Source organism: Pseudomonas sp. AC083 (genome assembly GCF_979253165.1).
Genome location: NZ_CEEDDH010000014.1, coordinates 72,816 through 96,452 on the forward strand (window position 1 = coordinate 72,816; position 23,637 = coordinate 96,452).

Below are 23,637 nucleotides of genomic sequence, written 5' to 3' on the forward strand. Positions count from 1 at the left end.
GGGGGGGCCGGAAGCGGGGCGGGTTTTGAGATATGTGTCGCCTGGAAGGACGCTATCGCGGGCAAGCCCGCTCCCACAGTGTTTTGGGTATTACACAAAATCTGCGGACGACTTCAGACCCTGTGGGAGCGGGCTTGCCCGCGATGCTTTTAGCTAGCGCCGCGCATGGTAGAGGCTGACATGTCTGAATTCCTCAGGCTCGGCCAGATCCGGCAAGGTCATCGCCTCGAGCACTTCAATTCGCTCATACAACGGATGACGAAAATCCCGCACCCGTGAATCCGCCACCAGCGCTTCGCGTCCGCGACTGAGAAACGCGTCGAGCAACGGCAGATTGGCGCGGTCATACAACACGTCGGCGACCAGAATCAGATCGAAGCGATCGGCCTCGGCAAAGAAATCCGTCGAGTAGCTCATCTGCACATCGTTGAGCTCGGCGTTCGCCTTGCACGCGGCGATCGCCAACGGATCGAGATCGCAGGCCACCACTTCCAGCGCCCCGGCCTTCACCGCCGCGATGCCGGCGATCCCGGAACCGGCGCCGAAATCCAGCACGCGCTTGCCGCGCACCCAGTCGGGAAACTGTGCCAGATAACGCGCCACAGCCAAGCCGCTGGCCCAGCAAAAACTCCAATAGGGCGGTTCATGCAGGATGCGCTGGGTTTCTTCCTGGCTGAATTCGCGGGCCATGTTGTCGCCATCGATCAACCACAGCTGCAAATCAGTGCCCGGCAACGCACAGGCTTTCAGTCTGGCGTCGCCGAGCAATTCCCCCAAGGCCTGTTGCAGGTCGAGCGGTGCTGTCATGGCGCTTTGACGAATTGCAGCTGGCCCAAAGCCTGAGTGGTCGGTTGAGTGATGGTCTGCGACGGCAGGTGCAGGATCAGTTGTCCGGACTGGCTGGCGCGACCGCGCAGCTCAACCCGTGCGCCGGCCGGAAATGCCTCGGGGTTGAAGCGCAGATGAAACGGCAGGATCTGGTTGTTGCCGATCAGGCTGGAACTGGCGAGCAATTGTTGCGGGCGATCCTTTTCATCAATCACCAGCAGCGCCAATTCGACTTCGGCGCCGGTTGGCACGCCTTGCAGGGTGCCGCTCAATTCGCGCTGATGCGCTGGCAGCGGGCCGAGTTCGGCGGCCTCTTTGGCTTTTTTCTGCGCCTGTTGCGGCGCGGGGCCCGGCGTCGGCGGTTGCGGCTTGGGTGCGTCGCTGCCACAGGCCACCAGCAGGCTGAAAAGACTGAGCAGAACAAGCGGACGTAACGGCATTGGAGGCTCCGGCAGAATGAATTCCATGGATCAGACGATCATGCCGTTCTGTATACCGCAAAGCCTATGGCTTGTCTTGCCACGGGGATGCGCTACCATGGCCCTCCCATTTTTTGTTGCCAGCCACCATGCACTGTCCCTTCTGCGGTGCCAACGACACCAAGGTCATCGACTCGCGTCTGGTCGCCGAGGGCGAACAGGTGCGCCGCCGGCGTGAATGCCTGGCCTGCGGCGAACGTTTCACGACGTTCGAGACGGCCGAACTGGTGTTGCCGCGCCTGATCAAAACCGACGGCAGCCGCCAACCGTTCGACGAAGAAAAACTCCGCGCCGGCATGCAGCGCGCGCTGGAGAAACGTCCGGTCAGCGTCGAGCGCCTCGAATCCTCTCTGGTCCATATCAAGCACAAGCTGCGCGCCACCGGCGAACGCGAGGTCAAATCCCTCGTGGTCGGCGAACTGGTGATGGCCGAGCTGCAAAAGCTTGATGAAGTCGCTTATATCCGTTTTGCCTCGGTGTACAAGCGCTTCCAAGACCTCAATGAATTCCGCGAAGAGATCGACCGCCTCGCCCGCGAACCGGTGAAAGAATGACCACCGCCGCCGAGCAGGCGATCCTCGACGCCCATTTCATGGCCCGCGCGCTGGAACTGGCGCGCAAAGGCCACTACACCACCCATCCCAATCCGCGAGTCGGTTGCGTGGTGGTGCGTGACGGCCAGATTGTCGGCGAAGGCTGGCATGAGCGCGCTGGCGAACCCCATGCCGAAGTCCACGCCCTGCGCGCCGCCGGCGAGCAGGCCCGGGGCGCGACGGCGTATGTGACCCTCGAACCTTGCAGCCATCACGGACGCACGCCGCCGTGCGCCGACGCCTTGGTGACCGCTGGCGTTGCCCGGGTCGTAGCGGCGATGCGTGATCCCAATCCGCAAGTCGCCGGGCGCGGTTTGCAGCGCTTGGCTGATGCCGGTATCGCCACTGAAAGCGGGGTGCTGGAAGCAGAGGCACGCAAGCTCAATCAAGGTTTTCTGAAACGCATGGAACATGGCTTGCCATTCGTGCGGGTCAAGCTGGCCATGAGTCTCGACGGTCGCACAGCGATGGAAAGCGGCGAGAGCCAGTGGATCACCGGCCCGGCGGCGCGTTCTGCGGTACAGCGTTTGCGCGCTGAGGCGGCGGTGGTGCTGACCGGCGCCGACACGGTGCTGGCCGATGGCGCACGCTTGACCGTGCGCGCGGACGAACTCGGTCTGGACAGTGAGCAAACCGCGCTGGCCATGAGTCGCCCGCCATTGCGCGTGTTGATCGATGGCCGCCTGCGGGTGCCGCTGGATGCGCCGTTCTTCAAGGCCGGGCCGGCGCTGGTCGCCACCTGTGTCGCGGTCGAGGAGCAATACGCCAATGGCCCGGAATGCCTGATCGTGCCGGGTGCCGACGGCCAGGTCGATCTGCATCAATTGCTCATCGAACTGGCTCATCGTGGCACCAACGAGGTGCTGGTCGAGGCCGGTCCGCGTCTGGCCGGCGCCTTTGCGCAACTGGGGCTGGTCGACGAATTCGTGATCTTCATTGCCGGCAAGTTCCTCGGCTCCACGGCGCGTCCGCTGCTCGACTGGCCGCTGGCGCAGATGAAAGATGCACCGGAACTGAAAATCACTGAAATCCGCGCGGTGGGCGATGACTGGCGAGTCACTGCGATCCCTGTCCCTTCGGCCCGCGTATAATTCTCGGCCATCGCGTTAGCGCTGGCCTCGTTCTCAAGGAGAACCCCATGTTCACCGGCATCATCGAATCCATCGGCAGTATCCGCGCACTGACCCCAAAGGGCGGTGATGTGCGGGTGCACGTCGCAACCGGCAAGCTCGATCTGAGCGACGTCAAACTCGGCGACAGCATCGCGGTCAACGGCGTTTGCCTGACCGCCGTCGAGTTGCCGGGCGACGGCTTTGCCGCCGACGTCAGCCGCGAAACCCTCGATTGCACCGCCATGAATGACCTGAAAAGCGGCAGCCCAGTCAATCTGGAAAAAGCCCTGACCCCGACCACTCGCCTCGGCGGGCATCTGGTCAGCGGTCATGTCGATGGTGTTGGCGAAGTGGTATCGCGTAGCGACAATGCCCGCGCCGTGGAATTTCGCATCCGCGCGCCGAAGGAACTGGCCAAGTACATCGCCCACAAAGGCTCGATCACCGTCGACGGCACCAGCCTGACCGTGAACGAAGTCGATGGCGCCGAATTCATGCTGACGATCATTCCGCACACCCTCAGCGAAACCATCATGGCTTCATACAAGCCGGGCCGCCGGGTGAATCTGGAAGTCGACCTGCTGGCGCGTTATCTGGAGCGTCTGCTGCTGGGCGACAAGGCCGCCGAGAAGACCGCCGGCAGCACCATCACCGAAAGCTTTCTGGCCCAAAACGGCTACCTCAAATAATTCAAAAGAAGGGGGTGCCTTGTGGCGCTCAATAGCATCGAAGAACTGGTTGAAGACATCCGCCAAGGCAAGATGGTCATCCTCATGGATGACGAAGACCGCGAGAACGAAGGCGACCTGATCATGGCCGCCGAATGCTGCCAGGCCGAACACATCAACTTCATGGCCAAGCACGCCCGTGGCCTGATCTGCATGCCGATGAGTCGCGAGCGCTGCGAACTGTTGAAGCTGCCGCTGATGGCGCCGCGCAACGGTTCCGGTTTCGGCACCAAGTTCACCGTTTCGATCGAAGCTGCCGAAGGCGTGACCACCGGCATCTCCGCCGCTGACCGCGCGCGCACCGTGCAAGCGGCTGCCGCCAAAGACGCCAAGGCTGAAGATATCGTCAGTCCGGGCCACATCTTCCCGCTGATGGCGCAGGCTGGCGGCACCCTCGCTCGCGCCGGCCACACCGAAGCCGCTTGCGACCTCGCGCGCATGGCCGGTTTCGAGCCGAGCGGGGTGATCTGCGAAGTGATGAACGACGACGGCACCATGTCCCGTCGTGCTGAACTCGAAGCATTCGCCGCTGAACACAACATCAAGATCGGCACCATCGCCGACCTGATCCACTACCGGATGATCCACGAACGTACCGTTCAGCGGATTGCCGAGCAGCCGCTGGACAGCGAACTGGGCCAATTCAACCTGGTGACCTATCGTGATTCGGTGGAAGGCGACGTGCACATGGCCCTGACGCTGGGCACTGTCTGCGCTGAAGAACCGACGCTGGTTCGCGTGCACAACATGGACCCGCTGCGCGATCTGCTGATGGTCAAGCAACCGGGCCGCTGGAGCCTGCGCGCCGCCATGGCTGCGGTCGCCGAGGCCGGCAGCGGTGTGGTGCTGCTGCTCGGTCACCCGCTCGATGGCGACGTGCTGCTGGCGCATATCCGTGAAACCGGTGAGCAGGCAACGCCGAAAAAACCGACCACCTACAGCATTGTCGGGGCCGGTTCGCAGATCCTGCGTGACCTCGGCGTGCGCAAAATGCGCTTGATGTCGGCACCAATGAAGTTCAATGCGATATCCGGTTTCGATCTGGAAGTTGTAGAATACGTGCCCTCCGAATAATGACCGGCTGTTTCCGGACTCTGATTCGCGGCAAATAATCACTGAGGGGCGCGTAGCAGACGCGTCCCGGCTCTTTAAGAGAACTGACGAATGACCCTGAAGACCATCGAAGGTACCTTCATCGCCCCCAAAGGCCGCTACGCTCTGGTAGTGGGCCGCTTCAACAGCTTCGTGGTTGAAAGCCTGGTCAGCGGTGCCGTTGATGCCCTGGTTCGCCACGGCGTGAGCGAAAGCGACATCACCATCATCCGCGCACCGGGCGCCTTCGAAATCCCGCTGGTTGCGCAGAAAGTCGCCCAGAAAGGCGAGTTCGCAGCGATCATCGCCCTTGGCGCGGTCATTCGTGGCGGTACTCCGCACTTCGAATACGTGGCTGGCGAGTGCACCAAAGGCCTGGCCCAGGTCTCCATGGAATTCGGCGTACCGGTTGCGTTCGGCGTGCTGACCGTCGATTCCATCGAGCAAGCCATCGAACGTTCCGGCACCAAGGCCGGTAACAAAGGTGCCGAAGCTGCCTTGTCCGCTCTGGAAATGGTCAGCCTGCTGGCGCAGTTGGAGGCCAAGTGATTAGCGACGAAAGCGATCGTTTCAACCCGCGCGATCCGAAACCTGCGGATGCCGGCAAGCCGTCGAAGAGCGCCAAGCGTCGCGAAGCCCGTCAGCTCGCGACTCAAGCGCTGTACCAGTGGCACATGGCCCGGCAATCGTTGAACGAGATCGAAGCGCAGTTTCGCGTTGATAACGATTTCACCGATGTCGACGGTGCCTACTTCCGGGAGATCCTTCACGGGGTTCCGCAGTTCAAGACCGAAATCGACACTGCCCTGACGCCTTGCCTGGATCTGGCGATCGAAGAGCTGGACCCGGTTGAACTGGCGGTTCTGCGCCTGTCGACCTGGGAACTGCTCAAGCGCGTCGACGTGCCATACCGCGTTGTGATCAACGAAGGTATCGAGCTGGCCAAAGTGTTTGGTTCGACCGACGGCCACAAGTTCGTCAACGGCGTGCTCGACAAGCTGGCCCCGCGCCTGCGTGAAGCTGAAGTGAAGGCGTTCAAGCGCTGATCGGCGCTTGAATACTTTTTCTCGGCCATGGGCGAGTTTGAGCTGATCCGCAATTTCTTCGCCGCCGCGCCTTGTGCGCAGGGCGGCGAAGGCGTTGCTCTGGGGATCGGCGACGACTGCGCCTTGCTGGCGGTTCCCGCTGGGGAACAGCTGGCGGTTTCTACCGATACGCTGGTGGCCGGTGTGCATTTCGCCGACCCCTGCGATCCGTTTCTGCTCGGTCAGCGCTCGCTGGCCGTCGCGGTCAGTGACCTGGCCGCCATGGGCGCTGCGCCCGTTGCCTTCACCCTTGCCCTGACCTTACCGACGGTAACTGCCGATTGGCTGCAAGCCTATGCCCGGGGTTTGAACCGCATGGCGCAAAGCTGCGGCGTCGCCCTGGTCGGCGGCGACACCACGCGCGGGCCGTTGAGCCTGACGGTCACCGTGTTCGGCCGCGTACCCGCTGGCCAGGCCTTGACCCGCAGCGGTGCGCAGGCCGGTGATCTGCTCTGCGTCGGCGGCGAACTGGGCAATGCGGCCGGCGCCTTGCCGCTGGTATTGGCTCAACGTGATGCCGAAGCGCATACCGCCCAGCCGCTGCTCGAGCATTACTGGTCGCCACAGCCGCAACTGGCCCTCGGTCAGGCGCTGCGCGGCAAGGCTACGGCGGCGCTGGACATCTCCGATGGCCTGCTCGCCGATTGCGGGCATATCGCGCTGGCGTCGAAGGTGCGACTTGAGATTGAACGCGAGCGTGTACCGTTGTCGGATGCTTTAGTCGCGTTTCTCGGTCAGCGCGGTGCCGAGCGCGCGGCATTGAGCGGTGGTGATGATTACGTACTGGCCTTCACCTTGCCGTCCGCCGAGCTGCCGGCACTGTTGGCCGACGGCTGGCCGATCCATGTGATCGGGCGAGTGCTGCCGGGCCAAGGCGTGCTGCTGCTGGACCGCGACGGGCACGACATCACTCCGCAGATTCGCGGCTACCAACATTTTCAGGAGACACCGTGACAGATCACCCGAAACAGGTCCCTGCCGAATTCGTGCCTCCTTCGGTCTGGCGCAATCCGTGGCATTTCCTCGCGTTCGGCTTCGGCTCCGGCACCTTGCCAAAAGCGCCGGGCACGTGGGGCTCGCTGGTGGCGCTGCCGTTCATTCCGCTGTGGCAGATGCTGCCCGACTGGGGCTACTGGCTGATGCTTGGCATCACCATGCTGTTCGGCTTCTGGCTGTGCGGCAAAGTCGCTGACGATTTGCGCGTGCACGACCACGAAGGCATTGTCTGGGACGAAATGGTCGGCATGTGGATCACCCTGTGGCTGGTGCCGGAAGGCTGGTACTGGTTGCTCGCAGGTTTTCTGGTGTTCCGCTTCTTCGATATTCTCAAGCCGTGGCCGATCCGCTGGATCGACAAGCATGTGCATGGCGGCGTCGGCATCATGCTCGACGACGTGCTGGCCGGTGTGTTCGCCTGGCTGGCGATGCAAGGGCTGGTCTGGGTATTCGCCTGATTCGACTCACGTGAGGAAACACGCAATGCTGCGACGCGGGTTGGCGCTGCTGCTTCTGGCTCTGCTGGGCACGTTCGCCCATGCGCAGGCCGCCGCGCCTGTGCCTGGGGTGATCCATCTGGCCAGCGAAGACTGGGAGGATTACACCGCCGCCGATGGTCACGGTCTGGCCTGGGACGTGTTGCGCAAAGTGTTCGAGCCGGCCGGGGTCAAGCTGGACATCCGCACGGTGCCGTATACCCGTTCGATCGGGCTGGTGCAGTTGAAGGAAGTCGACGCGCTGGTCGGCTCCTACCGCGACGAAGCCGAGCACGTGCTGTACCCGCAATCGAAGTTCGATTCTGATCACATCTACGCGCTGGGCCTGGCGAGCAGCCCGCCGCCGACCCAGGCGACCTTGGGCAAATATCGTCTGGCCTGGGTGCGCGGCTACCGCTACGAGAACTACTTGCCGAACATCCAGCGTTTCAACCAGATCGAACGACGTACCGGCATTCTGCTGATGCTCAAGCAGGGCCGGGCGGATTACTACATCGATGCGCTGACCGAGATTGAAGCGGTCGTGCGCGATGCTGCGGATCCAGCGCAGTATCGCTATTCGCATCTGGCTGAGTTGCCGCTGTTTCTCGGTTTCGCCGATACCCCACAGGCTCGCGCGTTGATGGCGCTGTATGACCGGCGCATGGCGGAGCTGGTCAAGAGCGGAGAGTTGAAGCCGGTCTTCGAGAAGTGGCAGCAGCCGTATCCGTTTGATCCAAAATGATCACAATGTCCTGTGGGAGAGCATGGCAGCTGTCATCAAACTTTTTGATGGTTATGCCCGATAATTCAGCCTAAGCGTCCACAGGAACCTGCTGTTACAATGCCCGCCTGCGAATTTTCAGTCTTCTAGATCAGGAGCACATCGGTGCCTGTCGTCTTCGTCGCCGCTTCCAAGCTGCCCACGCCTTTTGCGCAATTCACCATGCACGGCTTTCTCGATGAGAGCACCGGGCGTGAGCACGTCGTGCTGAGCCTCGGTGAAATTGCCGATGGCGCCCCGGTACTCGGTCGCCTGCATTCCGAATGCCTGACCGGCGATGCCTTGTTCAGCCAGCGTTGCGACTGCGGCTCGCAACTGGAAGCCGCGTTGCAGGCGATTGCCCGCGAAGGCCGTGGCGTGCTGCTGTATCTGCGTCAGGAAGGGCGCGGCATCGGTCTGCTGAACAAGATCCGCGCCTATGAATTGCAAGACGGCGGCGCCGACACCGTGGAAGCCAACGAGCGTCTGGGCTTTGCCGCCGATCAGCGCGACTACGCCATGTGCCTGCCAATGCTTGAGCATCTGGGCGTGAAATCCCTGCGCTTGATGACCAACAACCCGCGCAAGGTCAAAGCGCTGACCGACATGGGCATCGTCGTCGCCGAGCGCGTGCCGCTGCACACCGGGCACAATCCGCACAACAAACTCTACCTGGCGACCAAGGCCAGCAAGCTCGACCACATGATGGGCAACGAACATCAGGGCGAGGTCGACCGCGCGTGACCCGTGGCCAGGTGCGGCGGCGGTTGGCGGTGGCCTGGTGGCAATACCTGGCGCTGGCGCTGTTGCCGCTGTTCGTGCTTAACGCGCTGTTCGGTAAAGGCCAGGGCCTGTTGCCAGTGCTGGCAATGCCTTTGTTCATCGCCGGCGTCGCCTCGATGTTTGTCAGCCTCAAGTATTTCGCCCGCTACAAACACGCGTTGATCGCCACGCAAAAAGCCCTCGATACCGCCGAAGAACCCGCCGCCTGGATTGCCCTTGCGGCGCGTCGGCGTACGGCGTTGCTGGTGGCGTCTTTGCCGGCCTGGATCGGCGCACTGGCGGTGTTCGTCGGCCTCGAAGCCGTGCCGTTGATGCTGCTGGCGCTGTCCACCGCCGTGCTGTTCTACCTCTATCGTATTCCGCGTCAACTCGGTTGATGCCTCGCCTGTGGCTGGCGGTTGTGCTGCTCGTTGTGAGCAGCCCGGTGCTGGCTGCATTGCGGGTGGTCAGCCTCGCCCCCTCGCTGTCTGAAATCGTCGTTGAACTGGACTCTGCCGACCTGTTGGTCGGCGTACTGGATGCGGGCGAGCGGCCGGCGGCGATAGCGGATGTTCCATCAGTGGGCCGCTACGGCCAGCTCGACATGGAGCGCTTGCTCAGCCTGAAACCGGATTTGCTGCTGCTCTGGCCCGGCAGTGTTGGCGCGGGGCAGCGTGATCAGCTCAAGCACCTGAACATTCCGACCTTCGTCGCCGAACCGCACACGTTGGCGCAACTGGCGACGCAAATTGAAGCGATCAGCAAACAGCTCGGGCGTCCTGAACGCGGGGCGAAACGGGCGGCCGAATTGCGCAAACAACTGGATGACCTTCGTCAGCGTTATCGTCGTGATGTGCCGCTGCGGGTGTTTTATCAAGTCTGGGACAAACCGCTATACACCGTGGGTGGCGGGCAGATCATCAGCGATGCGCTTGAGGTGTGCGGCGCGCGCAATGTCTTCGCCGAGCTGAATCTGCCGGCACCGCAGGTGAGTATCGAGGCGGTATTGCAGCGTGATCCGGAAGTGATTGTCGCCGGTGATCAGGCGCAGCTAGGGGCGTGGAAAACCTGGCCGCAGGTGGCGGCGGTCAGGCAGGGGAGACTGCTATTGGTCACTGACAAAGGCCTTGAGCGACCGAGCGGGCAGATGATCAGCGCCACCGCCAAGCTTTGCCAATCGATCGCGCCCGACCGTTGAAACCGTGGTGCTTGTATTGGCGAGCAAGCTCGCTCCCACATTTGATCGGGTTTTAACCAAGAATCTGGGTGCAAGAGAGATCAACTGTGGGAGCGAGCTTGCTCGCGAAGAGGTCGGATGATACAGCGCTGATCTCAGCTCAGAGTTCAGGGGTCCACGTCACCCCGAACATCCACGCCCGACCTTCCTCACGATAGCCATACTGCGCACCGTCATAGCTGTAATTCGCCCGGCTGTAACCCTTGTCCAGCAGGTTATCCACCTTCAGATCCAGCTTGATCTCACGGTTCAGCGCCCAACTGCTGCGCAGCCCGAGCGTGCCGTAGCCACCCAGCGACTGGGTGTTGTTCAAGTCGTCGTAACTGCCGCTGACCAATTGCCAACTGGCGCCGAGTCCCAAGCGATCAAACTGCCGATCCACATCCCAACTGGCCGTGCGCCGCGCCCGTCGCGCCAGCGTATGCCCGGTATCGCGATCACGTGGATCAATGATCGCTACGCCAAGATTGCTCTGCCAGCCAAACAGCTCGTGCTTCAGTGCCGCTTCAAAGCCATTGATCCGCGCTGACGCAACGTTCTGTGGGCGTGAGTTGCTGCCGAAGATGATCGCGTCTTCCAGGTCGGTGCGGTAAATCGAGGCTTCCAGCCGCGCGCTGTCGCTCAATTGGCTGCGCCATTGCAGTTCGTAGCTTTTCGAGGTTTCCGGTTTCAGGTCGGGATTGCTGAAATCCGGGTAGTACAGGTCGTTGAAGGTCGGCGCACGGAACCCTTCGCTGTAGCTCAGCAGCACGTCGTTGTCCGGGTTCAGCGGCAGGGTGAAAGTGCCGCTCCAGGTGTTCTGGTTGCCGAACTGCTGGTTGTCGTCGTGGCGCAGGCCGATCTCGGTGGAAAAACTGTCGGCCTGATAGCGATGCTGGATGAACGCGGCGCGATTCCAGCGGCTGTCCTCGTCAAACGCAGTGCTGCTGTTGACCCGGTCTTCGTACCAGTCGCCGCCCAGAATCAGGCTGTTGCGCGCGTCCAGCGTCAGGTCGTTCTGCCAGTTCACCGAGTCGCGATAGGTGTTGAACACCGTGCGCTCGTCACTGAGCTTGTCGAAGGTCTTTTCGCGGTTTTCGCTGTGGCCGAGTTCGATGCGGGTTTTCCAGGTTTCGTTGACCCGCGCATCGACATAACTGCTGATGCTGCTGACATTGAAATCACTGTATGGCTGCTGTTGCACCGACTCGAAAGTGTCCATGTCGAAGCGGCCGAACGGGTTGTCGAATTCGCTCCTGCCACGGTTATCCAGCAGATTGGCGCCGACTTCGACGTCATCGGTCAGCGCGTGGCTGAGGCTCAGGCTCAGGGATTTGTTGCGGTAGGCGTCATGGTCGCTGTCGCTTGGATACGACTCGTGGGTACGGTCGATCCCGGCCGTTTCGTCGAGGCTGGCGCCGAGGTTGAAGCGGGTTTTCTCGTCGCCGCCGGACAAGCCGAGGCTGCGTTCCCATGTCTGCTGACTGCCAAAGCCCAGATGCAGGCGTGGCTGCAAGCCTTGCTCGGTGCCGCGCCGGGTGAAGATCTGGATCACCCCGCCAATCGCGTCGCTGCCGTAAATCACCGAGCGCGAACCGCGCAGCACTTCGACGCGCTCGATCTGCTCGATGTTCAGATGCTGCAGGTTGCTGTCGCCGGAAGTCGAGTTACCGATGCGCTGGCCATCGACCAGCACCAGGCTCTGCGCCGATTGCGTGCCGCGAATGTAGATCCCCGGGAGACTGCCGCGCCCGCCGGTCTGCGCCACCTGCACGCCAGGCACGTGCCGCAGCAGATCGGGCACGTCGCTTGGTTGCAGGCGATGAATGTCTTCGCGGGTAAACACGGTGTTGGCGGCGCTGCTGTCGTTGCGCGCCTCGACCTGACGATTGGCGCTGATCAACGTGTCCGGCAGCTTCAGCGCCTGATCGCGTTCGAATGTATCGGCAAGGGCGCTGGCGGTTGGCAGCAGGAGGAAGGGCAGGGCGAGGCGCGAGAGGTTCATGGACAGTCCAACGGGAGTTTCAGGTGTACACAAATCAAATGTGGGAGCGAGCCTGCTCGCGAAGGCGGTGTATCAGTCAGTTCGTCTTTGACTGACAGTCCGCTTTCGCGAGCAGGCTCGCTCCCACAAGGGTATTGCGTTTATTGGGCGAGCAATGCCAGGCGCTGGCGAATCGACGCTTCGATCCCGGCCTCATCCAGCCCGCACTCGGCAAGCATCTGCGCCGGTTTTGCATGCTCGACGTAAATGTCCGGCAAGCCCAGATGCAGCATCGACTTGAGGATGTTCTCGCGGGCGAGGAATTCGCTGACCGCGCCGCCGGCGCCGCCCATGATCGCGTTCTCTTCGATGGTCACCAGTAACTCGTGGTTGCCGGCGATCTCGCGCACCAGCGCTTCATCCAGCGGTTTGACGAAACGCATGTCGACCACGGTGGCGTCGAGTTTCTCGGCGACTTTCAAGGCTTCGCTCAGTTGCACGCCGAACACCAGCATGGCGACCTTGCTGCCCTGACGACGCACGATGCCCTTGCCGATTTCGATCGCTTCGAGATCTTTTTCGATGACTGCGTTCGGGCCGCTGCCGCGTGGGTAACGCACCGCCGCCGGGCCGTTGTAGAGGTGGCCGGTGGTGAGCATCTTGCGCAGTTCGTTTTCATCGCTCGGGGTCATGATGACCATGCCCGGGATGCAGCGCAGGTACGACAGGTCGTAGCTGCCAGCGTGGGTCGGGCCGTCTTCGCCGACCAGGCCGGCACGGTCGATGGCGAACAGCACGTCGAGGTTCTGCACGGCGACGTCGTGTACCAGTTGGTCGTAACCGCGTTGCAGGAACGTCGAGTAGATCGCCACCACCGGTTTCGCGCCTTCGCAGGCCATGCCGGCAGCGAAAGTGACCGCGTGCTGCTCGGCAATCGCCACGTCGAAATAACGCTCGGGGAAGCGCTCGCTGAACGCCACCAGATCCGAGCCTTCCTTCATCGCCGGGGTAATTCCGACCAGACGAGCGTCAGCCGCCGCCATGTCACACAGCCACTCGCCAAACACCGCCGAATACTTCGGCCCGCTGACGGCTTTCGGCGCAGCGGCGGGGGCGTCCAGTGGTTCGAGTTTGGTGATGGCGTGGTAACCGATCGGGTCGACTTCCGCCGGTGCGAAGCCCTTGCCTTTCTTGGTGACAATGTGCAGAAACTGCGGACCTTTGAGATCGCGCATGTTGCGCAGCGTGGCGATCAGGGTTGGCAGATCGTGGCCATCGATCGGGCCGATGTAGTTCCATCCCAGTTCTTCGAACAGGGTGCCTGGGACCAGCATGCCTTTGGCATATTCTTCGGTGCGACGGGCGATTTCCCAGGCGCCGGGCAGGCGCGACAGAACTTTTTTGCTGCCCTCGCGCATGCTCGCGTAGGTGCGGCTGGAAAGGATCTTTGCCAGATAATTCGAGAGCCCGCCGACGTTGCGCGAGATCGACATGTCGTTGTCGTTGAGGATCACCAGCATGTTGGCGTTGACTTCAGGCGCATGGTTAAGCGCCTCGAAAGCCATGCCGGCGGTCAGCGCGCCGTCGCCGATCACGGCGATGGCCTTGCGATCGCTGTCCTGCAGGCGGGCAGCAATGGCCATGCCCAGCGCAGCGCTGATCGAGGTGCTGGAGTGGCCGACGCCGAAGGTGTCGTACTCGCTCTCGGAGCGGCGCGGGAATGCGGCAATGCCGTCCTTCTGACGCAGGCTGGCCATGCGCTCGCGGCGACCGGTGAGGATCTTGTGCGGATACGCCTGATGCCCGACGTCCCACAGCAGACGGTCGTCCGGGGTGTCGAAGACGTAATGCAGCGCGATGGTCAGCTCGATCACGCCCAGGCCGGCACCGAAATGCCCACCGGTCTGGCCGACCGTGTAGAGCAATTCCAGGCGCAACTCATCGGCCAGGGTTTCCAGCTCGGCTTCGCCTAACCGGCGCAGGCCGTCCGGCGTGTTCGCGCGGTCGAGCAGGGGCGTGGTCGGGCGCTTGCGGGGAATCTCATGAAACGTCGTGGGCATCAGGCGAATCGTTATAGGTATAAAAGATGCGGCAGTTTACCTGATGCATCGCCCCCTGCCCACGCGTTGGTCTTTTTTGGCCGATACGCCGTCAGTTGCGCCGCTCGACGATATACCGGGCCAGCTCGCGCAACGGCTCGGCGGCCGCGTCAAACGGTCGCAGCGTCTGCAAGGCCTGATCGCGCAGTTCCAGAGCATAGGCCTTGGCGGCGTCGAGGCCGAGCAGGGCCGGGTAGGTCGGCTTGTCCCGGGCAATGTCGGCGCCCTGGCGTTTGCCGAGGGTCGCGGTATCGCTTTCCACGTCGAGGATGTCGTCCTGCACCTGAAAGGCCAGACCGATGGCCTGTGCATAAGTCTGCAGGGCCTGTAGCTGATCGGGTTGGGCGCGGCCGCTGGCCAAGGCGCCTAGCCTGACGCTGACTTCAATCAGCGCGCCGGTCTTGTGCCGGTGCATTTGTTCGAGGGCTGTTTGATCGAGCTTGAGACCGACCGAACCCAGATCGATGGCCTGACCACCGACCATGCCCGCCGGACCGGCTGCATGGGCCAGCGCTGTGACCATCTGCAGACGGATTTCGCTGCTGCAATCGCTCAGGCGCGGGTCGAGCAGGGCGCTGAAGGCCAGGCTCTGCAAGCCGTCACCGGCGAGGATCGCGCAGGCTTCGTCGAATTTCTTGTGGGTCGTCGGCTGGCCGCGACGCAGATCGTCATCGTCCATCGCCGGCAAATCGTCATGCACCAGCGAGTAGGCGTGGATCAGTTCGACCGCACAGGCCGCGCCGCTGGCCTGTTCAGCCTTTGCGCCGAGGGCTTCGCATGCGGCGTAAGCCAGCAACGGGCGCACGCGCTTGCCGCCGTTCATCACGCTGTAGCGCATCGCTTCGTAGAGCCGCGCCAGTTCCGGCAGCGGCGCGTTGAACAGCGTCTCCAGCGCCGCGTTGACCCGGGCCTGACTGCTCGCCGAATACGCCGCGATCATTCTGGCTCATCCGCGTCGAAGGGTTCCTCGGCGAGCTCGCCATCGCGCTCCAGCAGTACCTGCACTTTCTGCTCGGCCTGGGCCAGCGCCGCCTGGCAGTCACGGGTCAGGCCGATGCCCTGCTCGAAAGCGGTCAGCGAGTCTTCCAGCGACAATTCACCGTTCTCCAGACGCTCGACCAGTGTTTGCAGGTCGGCGAGGGATTGTTCGAAATCCAGTGCAGCTTTTTTGCGGGCCATGGCGGCAATTTCCGGTAGACGTTAAACCGGCGCGACACTAGCAGATAGGGGGGGTATGGGCAAATGAGGCGCCCCACCCAAAGCCGCGCACATGACCCCGTGGCGAGGGGATTTATCCCCGCTGGGTTGCGTAGCAACCCTAAAACCAGACAACCGATACTCCCAGGAAAATCGAAGTCGCCGGTTTTACGACTGCTGCGCAGCCGAGCGGGGATAAACCCCCTCGTCACAAAGTTAATGTGAAGTTTCGGGGCTGAGGCTTATTCGGCTCATTTTATGAGCCGAATAACTTCGCTATTCGGCTCACACCCTCTCGAAAGCGAGATTCCTACAGCAATCACACATGTATCCGATTGTTAAAAAACTGCCGAATCGCTAATCTTCGCCGCTTCTACGGCCCCGACAATTGCGGGGCATTCAGACGAAACGCAGTTCACCGCTGTGAAGTACCGAGGATCGGGTGCAAGGTTTCGTTCAAGGCATGGCAGGAGGCGTCACATGCGTTCATTTCTTTTGCTGCTGATCGGCCTCGCCTGCGCGCCTGCGCTGTGGGCCGCGCCGACTGCGCAATTGTCCGAGCCAGTCGGCGGCTGGCGTTATCACGGCTTGCTCGATCGTTCGGAAAATCCGCAGGTCGCCTACCCGACGCCGCCGATCGATCGCGGCATTCAGCGCAATCGCACGATGATCCAGGGCCAGCTCAAAGCCCTCGGGCACATGCGTCCGCCGCACAGCCTCGCCGTCAACGGCAATCCATTGAATCTGTACACCGATGATCAGGGGCGTTTTGCCCGGCCTTACGCCTTCGGCGCCGGCTCCAACAGCGTTGAAGTGATCAGCGCCGAGGGCCAGTCGCTCAAGCGCGTGCAATTTTATGAAGCAAATAATCTGCGCACGCCGGCGAAGATTCGTCTTGTCTTGGGATGGGACGACCCGAAAGCCGAGCTGGATCTGCATATTGTCACCCCCGACGGTCAGCATGCCTTTTGGGCACGGCCGGCGCTGAGCAATGGCGGCGGCCTCGACCCGGATGGTGTCGACGGCCCCGGCCCGGAAATGTTCACCATGACCGCGCCGCTGCACGGCACGTATCTGGTCTACGTCAACTATTGGGGCAACTACGGCGATGGTGGCTATAACTTCGAGGAAACCAGTAATCAGAACGAGGTGATCACCTCGCAGATCACCCTGGTGCTCAACGAAAACACCGTCGACGAAAAACGCGAAACCTTCATCGTGCCCCTGCGGGCGATCGGTGATCTGTTGCTGGTCAAGACTTTCAACTATTAAGCATCCCGCCACGGATGAACTCGGATGTTGTGAACATGAGCGATAACACTGTGACTCCAGCTGCCGCGACACCGGCGGCCAAACCTTCGCGGCGCTGGCCGCTGGTCGTGCTCGGCCTGTGCCTGGTGGCCGGTGTGGCGGGCGGTTTCGGCTGGCTGTTGCTCAAGCCCAAAGCGCCGCCGGCGACACTTGCCAGTGACAAGCTCGGCCTCGGTCGTCCGGACGCCTTGCTCGAAACCCGTTCACTGAGCCAGTTGCCCAAGGACCTGCTGACGGTGCCGTTCCTCAAGGCCACGCTCACCGAGGATTTCGTCTTCTATTACGAAACTCACGCCGACCGCCTCGGCCTGATTGGCAGCCTGCGGCGGATCATCTACGAGCATGACCTGAAGTTGCAGGACAGCCTGATCGAGCAGCTTTTCGATCAACCGGCGGATGTGGCGCTGTGGCGTGGCGCCGATGGCCGCTTGAAGGATTTCCTGCTGGTGATGGATCGCGGCGGGTTGGCCAAGCTGCTCGAGCCATTGGCGAAAGTGGCGCTGGACGACACCCAGCTCAGCATCTTCGGCACTCTCAAAGTCGACGGCGATGACGTGCCGCTGTATCAACTCAGCTACAACGCCAGCAAATCACTGTTGTTCGCGTCGCGCGGCGACAAACTGGTGGTGTTGTCCAATCCAGCCAAGTACTACGACCCCGAGAGCGGCGTCTCGGAAGAGTCGGGCCGCGTTTCCGCGCAAGCGCTGGCGGCGTTGCTCAACGGTGAAAAACTCTTCCCCGAAGCGTTCGGCTTGCCAGCGAAAAGTCCGGAAACCAAGCAGCGCCTGTCGGTCAATTCCAGCGTGCTCGCCATGGGCTATCAGCGCTTCATCCCGAATTTCGCCGGGCTGCGTTTCGACATGGACGACAAGGGCTGGCACAGCTATCTGGCCATGGATGAACTGGAAAACCAGCCGGACTTCGATTTCAAACCGGTCTGGCAGGCGATGCCGTTGGGGGCGAGCGCTTGCGTGACCCTGCCGGTGGCGGCCGAGCCGCAGAAACCGATCCTGATCAAACTCGGCGCTGAAGAAGCGGTGGCGCAGACCCTCACCGAACACGTCGCTGGCGCGGCTGGCCTGTGCTGGTACGCCGATTCGCGGCTGTACACGCCATTGCTGGTCGCCAGCCTCAAAGACGAAGACAGCAGCAAGCTTGACGGTGATCTGGGCAAATTGTTCGGCTCGATGGTCGGCGCGTTCGAAGCCAATGTCGCCGAAAGCGTATTCCCGGTGATCGACAAGCAGGAAGGCCAGAGCCACGTCTGGCAGCGTCAGGTCAGTTCCAGTTTCGGTCCGTACGCGGCGAAGACCGCTGAAAACCCGGAGGCGATTTCCGGCAAGGCGTTCATGAAAGTCAGCCTCGCCCGTCACGGCTCGACGCTGCTGTTCTCCCTCGACGACAAACTCGTCGACAAAGCCCTCGGCACCCTCGACAAGCGCTTCCCGCCGATGGCCGACGTTTTGCCAAAAGACGTACTGATGCCGATCTACTTCGGCCCGGACGCGATGGCGCAACTGATGCAGCGCGAAACCCTCGACAGCCTGCCGCAGGACATGGAACCGGTGTTTTATAACGCTGCGCAAACCTACCTGATGCCGAAACTGCGCACCCTTGGCGGTTACGGCAAATATGCCCTGACCCTGCCCGAAGGCAGCGAGCCTGACGGCCACTGGCAATGGCTGCCGCTGGAATGGAAAGCGCTGTGAGCGCACTGATCCGCAGCCTCGGCTTGCTTGCGTTGCTGCTGAGCGCAGGCGCCCGTGCGGTTGAAGCGCCAGCGCTCGACCCGGCGCAATCCCAAGTGTTTCGCGCCTGGTTTGTGCGTATTGCTCAAGAGCAATTAAGCCAAGGTCCGAGCCCGCGCTGGTATCAGCAGGACTGCGCCGGCCTGGTGCGCTTTGCCGCCAACGAAGCGCTGAAAGTCCACGACGACAAATGGCTGCGCAGCAATGGCCTGTCCAATCGCTATCTGCCGCCGGAACTGGCGCTGAGCGACGAGCAACGCAAGCTCGCGCAACAGTGGCAGCAGGGCGGCGGCAAGGTCGGGCCGTACGTCAACGCGATCAAACTGATTCAGTTCAACAGCCATCTGGTCGGCCGCGATGTGTCGCAGGCGCGGCCCGGTGACCTGATGTTTTTCGATCAGGGCGACGACCAGCACCTGATGATCTGGATGGGCCGCTACATCGCCTATCACACCGGCACCACCACCCCCACTGACAACGGCATGCGTTCGGCAAGCCTGCAGCAACTCATGACATGGAAGGACACCCGATGGATACCCGACGCAGCCAACCCCAACTTCATCGGCGTCTATCGACTGAACTTTCTTTCCCAATGACCGGTGCCCGCATGTTGCGTATCTGTTCGCGAATTTCCTTGCTGTTGGCGTTGCTGCTGCCGTTTTCCTGCGTCAATGCCGAAGACTCGGTGGAGCCGAGCAATTACACGCCGGTGGCCGGGGAGAGTTTCTTCCTGCTCGCCGACAGCAGTTTTGCCAGCGACGAGCCGGCGATGGTCCGCCTCGAAGCCCCGGGTCGTGACTACCGGCGCTTTCGCATGGAGCCGTACGGCGGCGCCGACATTCGCGTATACCGCATCGACAAGCCGCTGGATTTCCTCAAGCGCCAGAAGAACCTGCATCGCGTCGTCAGCGACGGCCAGTTCAAGGGCGAAGGTCTGTCCAACACCCTCGCGTATCTGTGGGACAACTGGTATCGCAAATCCCGCCGGGTGATGCAGCGTGCGTTCTCCTACGAGTCGCGCAAGCAGGTCACCGAAGAAGTGCCGGAGCTGAAAATGGGCGAGGCCATGGCCGCGCCGACGCCGTACGACGCGCAGCCGCAATTCGCGCTGATCCCGGGTCTGCCGGTGGTCAGCCAGTTCCGTTATCCGCTGTGGCAGGCCAAGCCTATCCAACCGCCGGCCGGGGTCAATCTGGCCGGCTCGTCCAGTGACTTCGTCAGCGTCGCGCCGGGCAACGTTTACATCCCGTTGGGTAACCTGAAACCGGGGCTGTATCTGGTCGAAGCGCTGATCGGCAAGTACCGCGCGACCACCATGGTGTTCGTCTCCAACACCGTCGCGGTGACCAAGATTGCCGGTGATGAACTGCTGGTCTGGGCCGCGCGCAAGCACGAAGGCAGTTCGGTGCCAAAGGTCAACGTGCTGTGGACCGATGGCCTCGGCGTGATGAGCAGCGGTGCTACCGATGCCGACGGTCTGCTGCGCCTGAAACACGTCAGCCCGGAGCGCTCGTTCGTCATCGGCGAGGACGAAGAGGGCGGCGTGTTCGTCTCGGAAAACTTCTACTACGACAGCGAAATCTACGACACCAAACTGTATGCCTTCACCGATCGGCCGCTGTATCGCCCGGGCGATTGGGTGTCGTTGAAAATCGTCGGTCGCGAGTTCAAGAATGCCCGGGATTCGGTTCTGCCGGGCGCGGCGGATGTCAGTGTCAGCGTGCTTGATGCCACGGGGACCGAACTGCAGACCCTCGATCTGAAGCTTGATTCGAAAGCAGGTACCCAGGGCCGTTTCCAGTTGCCGGATAACGCCGTGGCCGGTGGTTACGAGATCCGTTTCAACTACAAGGAGCAGGCTTACAGCAGTGCTTTCCGTGTGGCTGAATACATCAAGCCGCACTTCGAAATCTCGCTCAATCTGGCCAAGCAGGATTACCGTACCGGTGAGCCGGTGAAAGGCAGTCTGGTGCTGCTCTACCCGGACGGCAAACCGGTGGCCAATGCCAAATTGAGCCTGAGCCTGCGCGCCCAGCAACTGTCGATGGTCGACAACGAGCTGCAATACCTCGGGCAATTCCCGGTAGAGCTGACCAGCACCGAACTGACCACCGACAGCAAGGGCAACGCGACCCTCGACCTACCAGCCGCCGACAAGCCAAGCCGCTACATGCTCACCGTGTTTGCCAGCGACGGCGCGGCTTATCGGGTCAAGACCACCAAGGAAATCCTCATCGACCGTGGCGCGGCGAGCTTCCGCCTGAGCGCGCCGCAACGCTTCAGTGCAGTCGGTGACAAGGTTGCGTTCAGCTACGCCAACGAGGGCGGCACCGAACAAAGCAAAGCCGTAACGCCGAGCAGCTACGCTTGGGTGCGCCTGGAAGATCAGAGCACCGGCGAAGGCAAACTCGCCACAACGAATAAAGGCTTCAGCCTCGCCTTCGAACGTCCGGGCACCTACAACCTGACGCTGAAGGATCAACACGGTCGCGTCCTCGGCGCCACCGGCCATTCGGTCACCGGCGACGGTGTGAAAGCGGTGCCGGGCACAGTGGAAATCGTCCTCGACAAACCCGAGTACAAGGCGGGCGAAGAAGCGCTGGCGCTGATCACCTTCCCTGAGCCGGTCAGCGATGCATTGCTGTCGCTGGAGCGCGACAAGGTCGAGGCCACTGCGCTGCTGGCCAAGGGCGCTGACTGGTTGAAGCTGGAAAAACTCAGCGACACCCAATACCGCGCGCGCATTGCGGTGAAGGACAACTTCGCGCCGAACCTGACCTTCTCCGTGCTCTACACCAAGGGCGGTCAGTACAGTTTCCAGAACGCCGGGATCAAAGTGGTCGCGCCGCAAATCGACGTGGCGATCAGCACCGACAAAGCGGTGTATCTGCCGGGCGATACGGTCACGGTCGACCTGACCACGCAGTTCGCCGGCAAAGCGGTTCCGGCGCATCTGACGGTCAGCGTGGTCGACGAAATGGTCTACGCGCTGCAGCCGGAAGTCGCGCCGACCATCGACCAGTTCTTCTACCACCCACGGCGCAACAACGTACGCACCAGTGCCAGCCTGTCGTTCATCAGCTATGACGTGGCATTGCCGGGTAGCCCCGGCGCTCCCGGCAAGGCCAATCGCAGCGAACGCGGCGTGAAAGTGCTTGAGCGTCCGCGCCGTGAAGACGTCGACACCGCTGCATGGCAGCCGGAGTTGTTGACCGGCGCCGACGGCAAAACCCGCTTCACCTTCAAGATGCCGGACTCGCTGACCCGCTGGCGCATCACCGCGCGGGCGATTGCCGATGACGGTCAGGTCGGGCAGAAGAAGCAGTTTGTCCGTTCGGAAAAACCGCTGTACCTGAAGTGGAGCGGGCCGAGCAGATTCCGCAAGGGCGATCAGCCGCAACTGGGCGTGTTCGCTTTCAGTCAGGCAGAGAAACCGGTCAAGGCTGAACTGGTGACTCACTATGCCGGTACCGAACAACGTCTGCCGGTGACTTTGAACAGCGGCATCAATTACCTGGCACTGCCGGCGTTCGCTTTGGCCTCTGGCGAGTGGACGGCGGAGCTGGTGCAGGATGGCAAAGTCGCCGATGCCCTGGCTGTGCGCTTGAGTGCCACCGGTGAAGGCTGGCAGGTCACCCAGACACAAAGCCTCGAAGTGGTCAGCGGCGATACACCCTTGAGTTTGCCGGCGGATGCCACGGATATCCGCCTGCGTTTGGATGACAGTCCGCAAGCGCTGTTCCGTTCCGCTCTCGATGATCTGCTGAGCTACCCGTACGGCGGCGTCGAGCAGACCGCCAGTCGCTTGCTGCCGTTGAGCATCGCCTATCCATCGCTGGCGTCGAACCCGCAGATTCGCGATCGCTTGCGCCTGATCATGCAGAACAGTCGTCTGCGCCTGGTGCAAATGGCCGGGCCGTCGGCGAGCTTCACCTGGTGGGGCTACGACGGCGAGCCGGATGCATTTCTCACCGCCTATGCCTACTACGCCGACTGGAACGCCAGCCGCGTACTCGACCTGACCCTGCCGCCGGAGCACTGGCAGCGCGTACTCGAGGTGTACGCCAAGCAAGCGCCGAATACGCCATTGCTGCAACGGGCGCTGATTCTGTCGTTCGCCAAACAGATGCAGCTGCCAGTGAACACGCTGCTCAGCGGTTTGATAGACGATCTGGCCAAGGCCGGTGAAGGCGCTGCCGAAACCTTGCTCGACGACGGCCAGGACAGTCTGGTGATGAACGACCCGGATTCGGCGCTCGGTCTGGCGGCGGCGCGGGTACTCACTGCATCGTTGGCCTCGCAGGCGAAAGTTGCTTTGCCGGAGGCGTTCAATCGGCAACTGGGCGCAGCGCAACAACGTCTGGCGGTCAGCTCGCAGCCCTTCGTTGAAGCACTGAACCTGTCGCTGCAACCGTTTGATCAGGCTCGTGCGACAGCGCTGCTGCAACGTCTGTTGCCGCAGCAATCGACACTGGAACGTGCACTGGCGCTGACCTGGCTGCAACGCAGCATCGCTCAGGCTTCGCCGACCATCGCGCTGATGCCGGGTGAAGGCTGGAAGAAAAACTACGGCGCCAGCGGCGAAATGTACTGGACATGGCAAGGTGCGACGCCGCTGCCGAATGTGCTGAGCGTGTCCGGCACGCAAGAGCGGCCGCTGCGTGCAGCGCTGAGCTTCCAGACGCAACAGCCGCAGGTCGATCCGATCGCCGTGAGCGTCACTCGGCGTCTGTCGCGGCTGGTGCCGGGCGACGAAGCGTTTACCTTCAAACTCGAGCCGGTCGGTACAAAACCGTTGTCCAGCGACAGCCTGTACCTGGACGAGGTGATCCTCACCAGCAAAGCGCCGAAACCGCTGCGCTACGGCATGCTTGAAGTGCCGCTGCCACCGGGTGCGGATGTCGAGCGCACGACGTGGGGCATCAGGTTGCAGGGCAAGGACGGCACCGAACCGACCGCGCTGGAGAAGGCGCGTTTCGAACCGGGTCAGTTGGCTTACGCGGTGCCGGTCGATGCATTGAGCGGTGAGTTGCGCCTGCGTCATCTGGTGCGCTTCTCGCAGAAGGGCCAGTTCAACCTGCCACCGGTACGCTTCAAGCAGGTGTATGCGTCGCAGCATCAGGCCCAGGAGGCGAAAGCCGCCCTCGGTCAGGTCACGGTCAACTGAC

At 62.2% G+C, this 23,637-nt stretch carries 22 protein-coding genes; 16 read left to right on the plus strand and 6 right to left on the minus strand.

The features are described 5' to 3' along the window. Window positions 1-153: 153 nt before the first annotated feature. The gene (locus AC0IXA_RS19585; protein WP_471814354.1) at window positions 154-807 is read right to left on the minus strand and encodes a class I SAM-dependent methyltransferase; all 654 of its coding nucleotides are present in this window, start codon (window positions 805-807) and stop codon (window positions 154-156) included. Continuing rightward, window positions 804-1,268 carry a YbaY family lipoprotein gene (locus tag AC0IXA_RS19590; RefSeq protein ID WP_071173724.1) on the minus strand — a complete coding sequence of 155 codons (465 nt, stop codon included), beginning with the start codon at window positions 1,266-1,268 and terminating at the stop codon, window positions 804-806. The genes AC0IXA_RS19585 and AC0IXA_RS19590 overlap by 4 nt, the downstream gene beginning before the upstream one ends. A gap of 128 nt (window positions 1,269-1,396) precedes the next feature. On the opposite strand from AC0IXA_RS19590, the gene nrdR reads away from it, so the two are divergent. From nrdR to AC0IXA_RS19650, 12 genes are all read left to right on the plus strand, one after another. After that, entirely contained in the window at window positions 1,397-1,861 is a 465-nt protein-coding gene (gene nrdR / locus AC0IXA_RS19595) for a transcriptional regulator NrdR (RefSeq protein ID WP_007910946.1), read from the plus strand. Next, entirely contained in the window at window positions 1,858-2,991 is a 1,134-nt protein-coding gene (ribD, locus tag AC0IXA_RS19600; RefSeq protein WP_341639274.1) for a bifunctional diaminohydroxyphosphoribosylaminopyrimidine deaminase/5-amino-6-(5-phosphoribosylamino)uracil reductase RibD, read from the plus strand. The genes nrdR and ribD overlap by 4 nt, the downstream gene beginning before the upstream one ends. 47 nt (window positions 2,992-3,038) lie before the next feature. Continuing rightward, the gene (locus AC0IXA_RS19605) at window positions 3,039-3,701 is read left to right on the plus strand and encodes a riboflavin synthase (protein WP_016772981.1); all 663 of its coding nucleotides are present in this window, start codon (window positions 3,039-3,041) and stop codon (window positions 3,699-3,701) included. A 21-nt stretch (window positions 3,702-3,722) separates the two neighbouring features. After that, a complete protein-coding gene (gene ribBA, locus AC0IXA_RS19610; RefSeq protein WP_024014490.1) occupies window positions 3,723-4,814 on the plus strand; it encodes a bifunctional 3,4-dihydroxy-2-butanone-4-phosphate synthase/GTP cyclohydrolase II in 1,092 nt (363 codons plus the stop codon). 90 nt (window positions 4,815-4,904) lie between these two features. Then, window positions 4,905-5,381, plus strand: a complete 477-nt coding sequence (ribH, locus tag AC0IXA_RS19615) for a 6,7-dimethyl-8-ribityllumazine synthase (RefSeq protein ID WP_003228649.1) — start codon at window positions 4,905-4,907, stop codon at window positions 5,379-5,381. After that, on the plus strand, window positions 5,378-5,878 hold the full coding sequence (nusB, locus tag AC0IXA_RS19620; RefSeq protein ID WP_024014489.1) for a transcription antitermination factor NusB: 501 nt from the start codon (window positions 5,378-5,380) through the stop codon (window positions 5,876-5,878). Before ribH ends, nusB begins: the two co-directional genes overlap by 4 nt. Window positions 5,879-5,905: 27 nt before the next feature. Then, window positions 5,906-6,871: a thiamine-phosphate kinase gene (thiL, locus tag AC0IXA_RS19625; protein WP_471814355.1), complete on the plus strand. Its 966-nt coding sequence runs from the start codon at window positions 5,906-5,908 to the stop codon at window positions 6,869-6,871. Beyond that, window positions 6,868-7,371, plus strand: a complete 504-nt coding sequence (locus AC0IXA_RS19630) for a phosphatidylglycerophosphatase A family protein (protein ID WP_039761886.1) — start codon at window positions 6,868-6,870, stop codon at window positions 7,369-7,371. The genes thiL and AC0IXA_RS19630 overlap by 4 nt, the downstream gene beginning before the upstream one ends. A gap of 25 nt (window positions 7,372-7,396) precedes the next feature. Next, window positions 7,397-8,134, plus strand: coding sequence for a substrate-binding periplasmic protein (locus AC0IXA_RS19635; protein ID WP_024014486.1), 738 nt, complete (start codon window positions 7,397-7,399; stop codon window positions 8,132-8,134). Between the two features lie 144 nt (window positions 8,135-8,278). Further along, window positions 8,279-8,896 (plus strand): GTP cyclohydrolase II, encoded by a 618-nt coding sequence (gene ribA, locus AC0IXA_RS19640; protein ID WP_024014485.1) that lies wholly within the window; start codon window positions 8,279-8,281, stop codon window positions 8,894-8,896. Beyond that, complete coding sequence (locus tag AC0IXA_RS19645; protein ID WP_281875857.1) at window positions 8,893-9,312, plus strand: MFS transporter; 420 nt, start codon at window positions 8,893-8,895, stop codon at window positions 9,310-9,312. The genes ribA and AC0IXA_RS19645 overlap by 4 nt, the downstream gene beginning before the upstream one ends. Continuing rightward, window positions 9,312-10,112 carry a cobalamin-binding protein gene (locus tag AC0IXA_RS19650; protein WP_471814356.1) on the plus strand — a complete coding sequence of 267 codons (801 nt, stop codon included), beginning with the start codon at window positions 9,312-9,314 and terminating at the stop codon, window positions 10,110-10,112. Before AC0IXA_RS19645 ends, AC0IXA_RS19650 begins: the two co-directional genes overlap by 1 nt. Before the next feature lie 139 nt (window positions 10,113-10,251). On the opposite strand, the gene AC0IXA_RS19655 is transcribed toward AC0IXA_RS19650, so the two are convergent. The 4 genes from AC0IXA_RS19655 to AC0IXA_RS19670 form a co-directional block, all read right to left on the minus strand. Next, window positions 10,252-12,135: a TonB-dependent receptor domain-containing protein gene (locus tag AC0IXA_RS19655; protein ID WP_471814357.1), complete on the minus strand. Its 1,884-nt coding sequence runs from the start codon at window positions 12,133-12,135 to the stop codon at window positions 10,252-10,254. A gap of 140 nt (window positions 12,136-12,275) precedes the next feature. After that, window positions 12,276-14,174 carry a 1-deoxy-D-xylulose-5-phosphate synthase gene (gene dxs / locus AC0IXA_RS19660; RefSeq protein ID WP_073475710.1) on the minus strand — a complete coding sequence of 633 codons (1,899 nt, stop codon included), beginning with the start codon at window positions 14,172-14,174 and terminating at the stop codon, window positions 12,276-12,278. Window positions 14,175-14,265: 91 nt separating this feature from the next. Then, a complete protein-coding gene (ispA, locus tag AC0IXA_RS19665) occupies window positions 14,266-15,153 on the minus strand; it encodes a (2E,6E)-farnesyl diphosphate synthase (RefSeq protein WP_110602938.1) in 888 nt (295 codons plus the stop codon). Then, a complete protein-coding gene (locus tag AC0IXA_RS19670; protein ID WP_016772991.1) occupies window positions 15,150-15,392 on the minus strand; it encodes an exodeoxyribonuclease VII small subunit in 243 nt (80 codons plus the stop codon). Before AC0IXA_RS19670 ends, ispA begins: the two co-directional genes overlap by 4 nt. Before the next feature lie 498 nt (window positions 15,393-15,890). Between AC0IXA_RS19670 and AC0IXA_RS19675 the strand changes: the two genes are divergently transcribed. From AC0IXA_RS19675 to AC0IXA_RS19690, 4 genes are read left to right on the plus strand one after another with little or no spacing between them, the layout of a single operon-like run. Continuing rightward, complete coding sequence (locus AC0IXA_RS19675; protein ID WP_024014479.1) at window positions 15,891-16,682, plus strand: YfaP family protein; 792 nt, start codon at window positions 15,891-15,893, stop codon at window positions 16,680-16,682. Between the two features lie 35 nt (window positions 16,683-16,717). Beyond that, entirely contained in the window at window positions 16,718-18,430 is a 1,713-nt protein-coding gene (locus AC0IXA_RS19680) for a DUF2138 domain-containing protein (protein ID WP_471814358.1), read from the plus strand. Next, entirely contained in the window at window positions 18,415-19,065 is a 651-nt protein-coding gene (locus AC0IXA_RS19685) for a DUF1175 domain-containing protein (protein ID WP_038860946.1), read from the plus strand. Before AC0IXA_RS19680 ends, AC0IXA_RS19685 begins: the two co-directional genes overlap by 16 nt. Continuing rightward, a complete protein-coding gene (locus AC0IXA_RS19690; protein WP_471814359.1) occupies window positions 19,062-23,636 on the plus strand; it encodes an alpha-2-macroglobulin family protein in 4,575 nt (1,524 codons plus the stop codon). Before AC0IXA_RS19685 ends, AC0IXA_RS19690 begins: the two co-directional genes overlap by 4 nt. Window position 23,637: the final 1 nt, after the last annotated feature.

Coding starts and splice junctions, on each gene's coding strand:
- AC0IXA_RS19585 (WP_471814354.1), bottom strand. CDS start 807: ATGACAGCACCGCTCGACCTGCAACAGGCCTTGGGGGAATTGCTCGGC.
- AC0IXA_RS19590 (WP_071173724.1), bottom strand. CDS start 1,268: ATGCCGTTACGTCCGCTTGTTCTGCTCAGTCTTTTCAGCCTGCTGGTG.
- nrdR (WP_007910946.1), top strand. CDS start 1,397: ATGCACTGTCCCTTCTGCGGTGCCAACGACACCAAGGTCATCGACTCG.
- ribD (WP_341639274.1), top strand. CDS start 1,858: ATGACCACCGCCGCCGAGCAGGCGATCCTCGACGCCCATTTCATGGCC.
- AC0IXA_RS19605 (WP_016772981.1), top strand. CDS start 3,039: ATGTTCACCGGCATCATCGAATCCATCGGCAGTATCCGCGCACTGACC.
- ribH (WP_003228649.1), top strand. CDS start 4,905: ATGACCCTGAAGACCATCGAAGGTACCTTCATCGCCCCCAAAGGCCGC.
- thiL (WP_471814355.1), top strand. CDS start 5,906: ATGGGCGAGTTTGAGCTGATCCGCAATTTCTTCGCCGCCGCGCCTTGT.
- AC0IXA_RS19635 (WP_024014486.1), top strand. CDS start 7,397: ATGCTGCGACGCGGGTTGGCGCTGCTGCTTCTGGCTCTGCTGGGCACG.
- AC0IXA_RS19650 (WP_471814356.1), top strand. CDS start 9,312: ATGCCTCGCCTGTGGCTGGCGGTTGTGCTGCTCGTTGTGAGCAGCCCG.
- AC0IXA_RS19655 (WP_471814357.1), bottom strand. CDS start 12,135: ATGAACCTCTCGCGCCTCGCCCTGCCCTTCCTCCTGCTGCCAACCGCC.
- dxs (WP_073475710.1), bottom strand. CDS start 14,174: ATGCCCACGACGTTTCATGAGATTCCCCGCAAGCGCCCGACCACGCCC.
- ispA (WP_110602938.1), bottom strand. CDS start 15,153: ATGATCGCGGCGTATTCGGCGAGCAGTCAGGCCCGGGTCAACGCGGCG.
- AC0IXA_RS19670 (WP_016772991.1), bottom strand. CDS start 15,392: ATGGCCCGCAAAAAAGCTGCACTGGATTTCGAACAATCCCTCGCCGAC.
- AC0IXA_RS19675 (WP_024014479.1), top strand. CDS start 15,891: ATGCGTTCATTTCTTTTGCTGCTGATCGGCCTCGCCTGCGCGCCTGCG.
- AC0IXA_RS19680 (WP_471814358.1), top strand. CDS start 16,718: ATGAGCGATAACACTGTGACTCCAGCTGCCGCGACACCGGCGGCCAAA.
- AC0IXA_RS19685 (WP_038860946.1), top strand. CDS start 18,415: ATGGAAAGCGCTGTGAGCGCACTGATCCGCAGCCTCGGCTTGCTTGCG.
- AC0IXA_RS19690 (WP_471814359.1), top strand. CDS start 19,062: ATGACCGGTGCCCGCATGTTGCGTATCTGTTCGCGAATTTCCTTGCTG.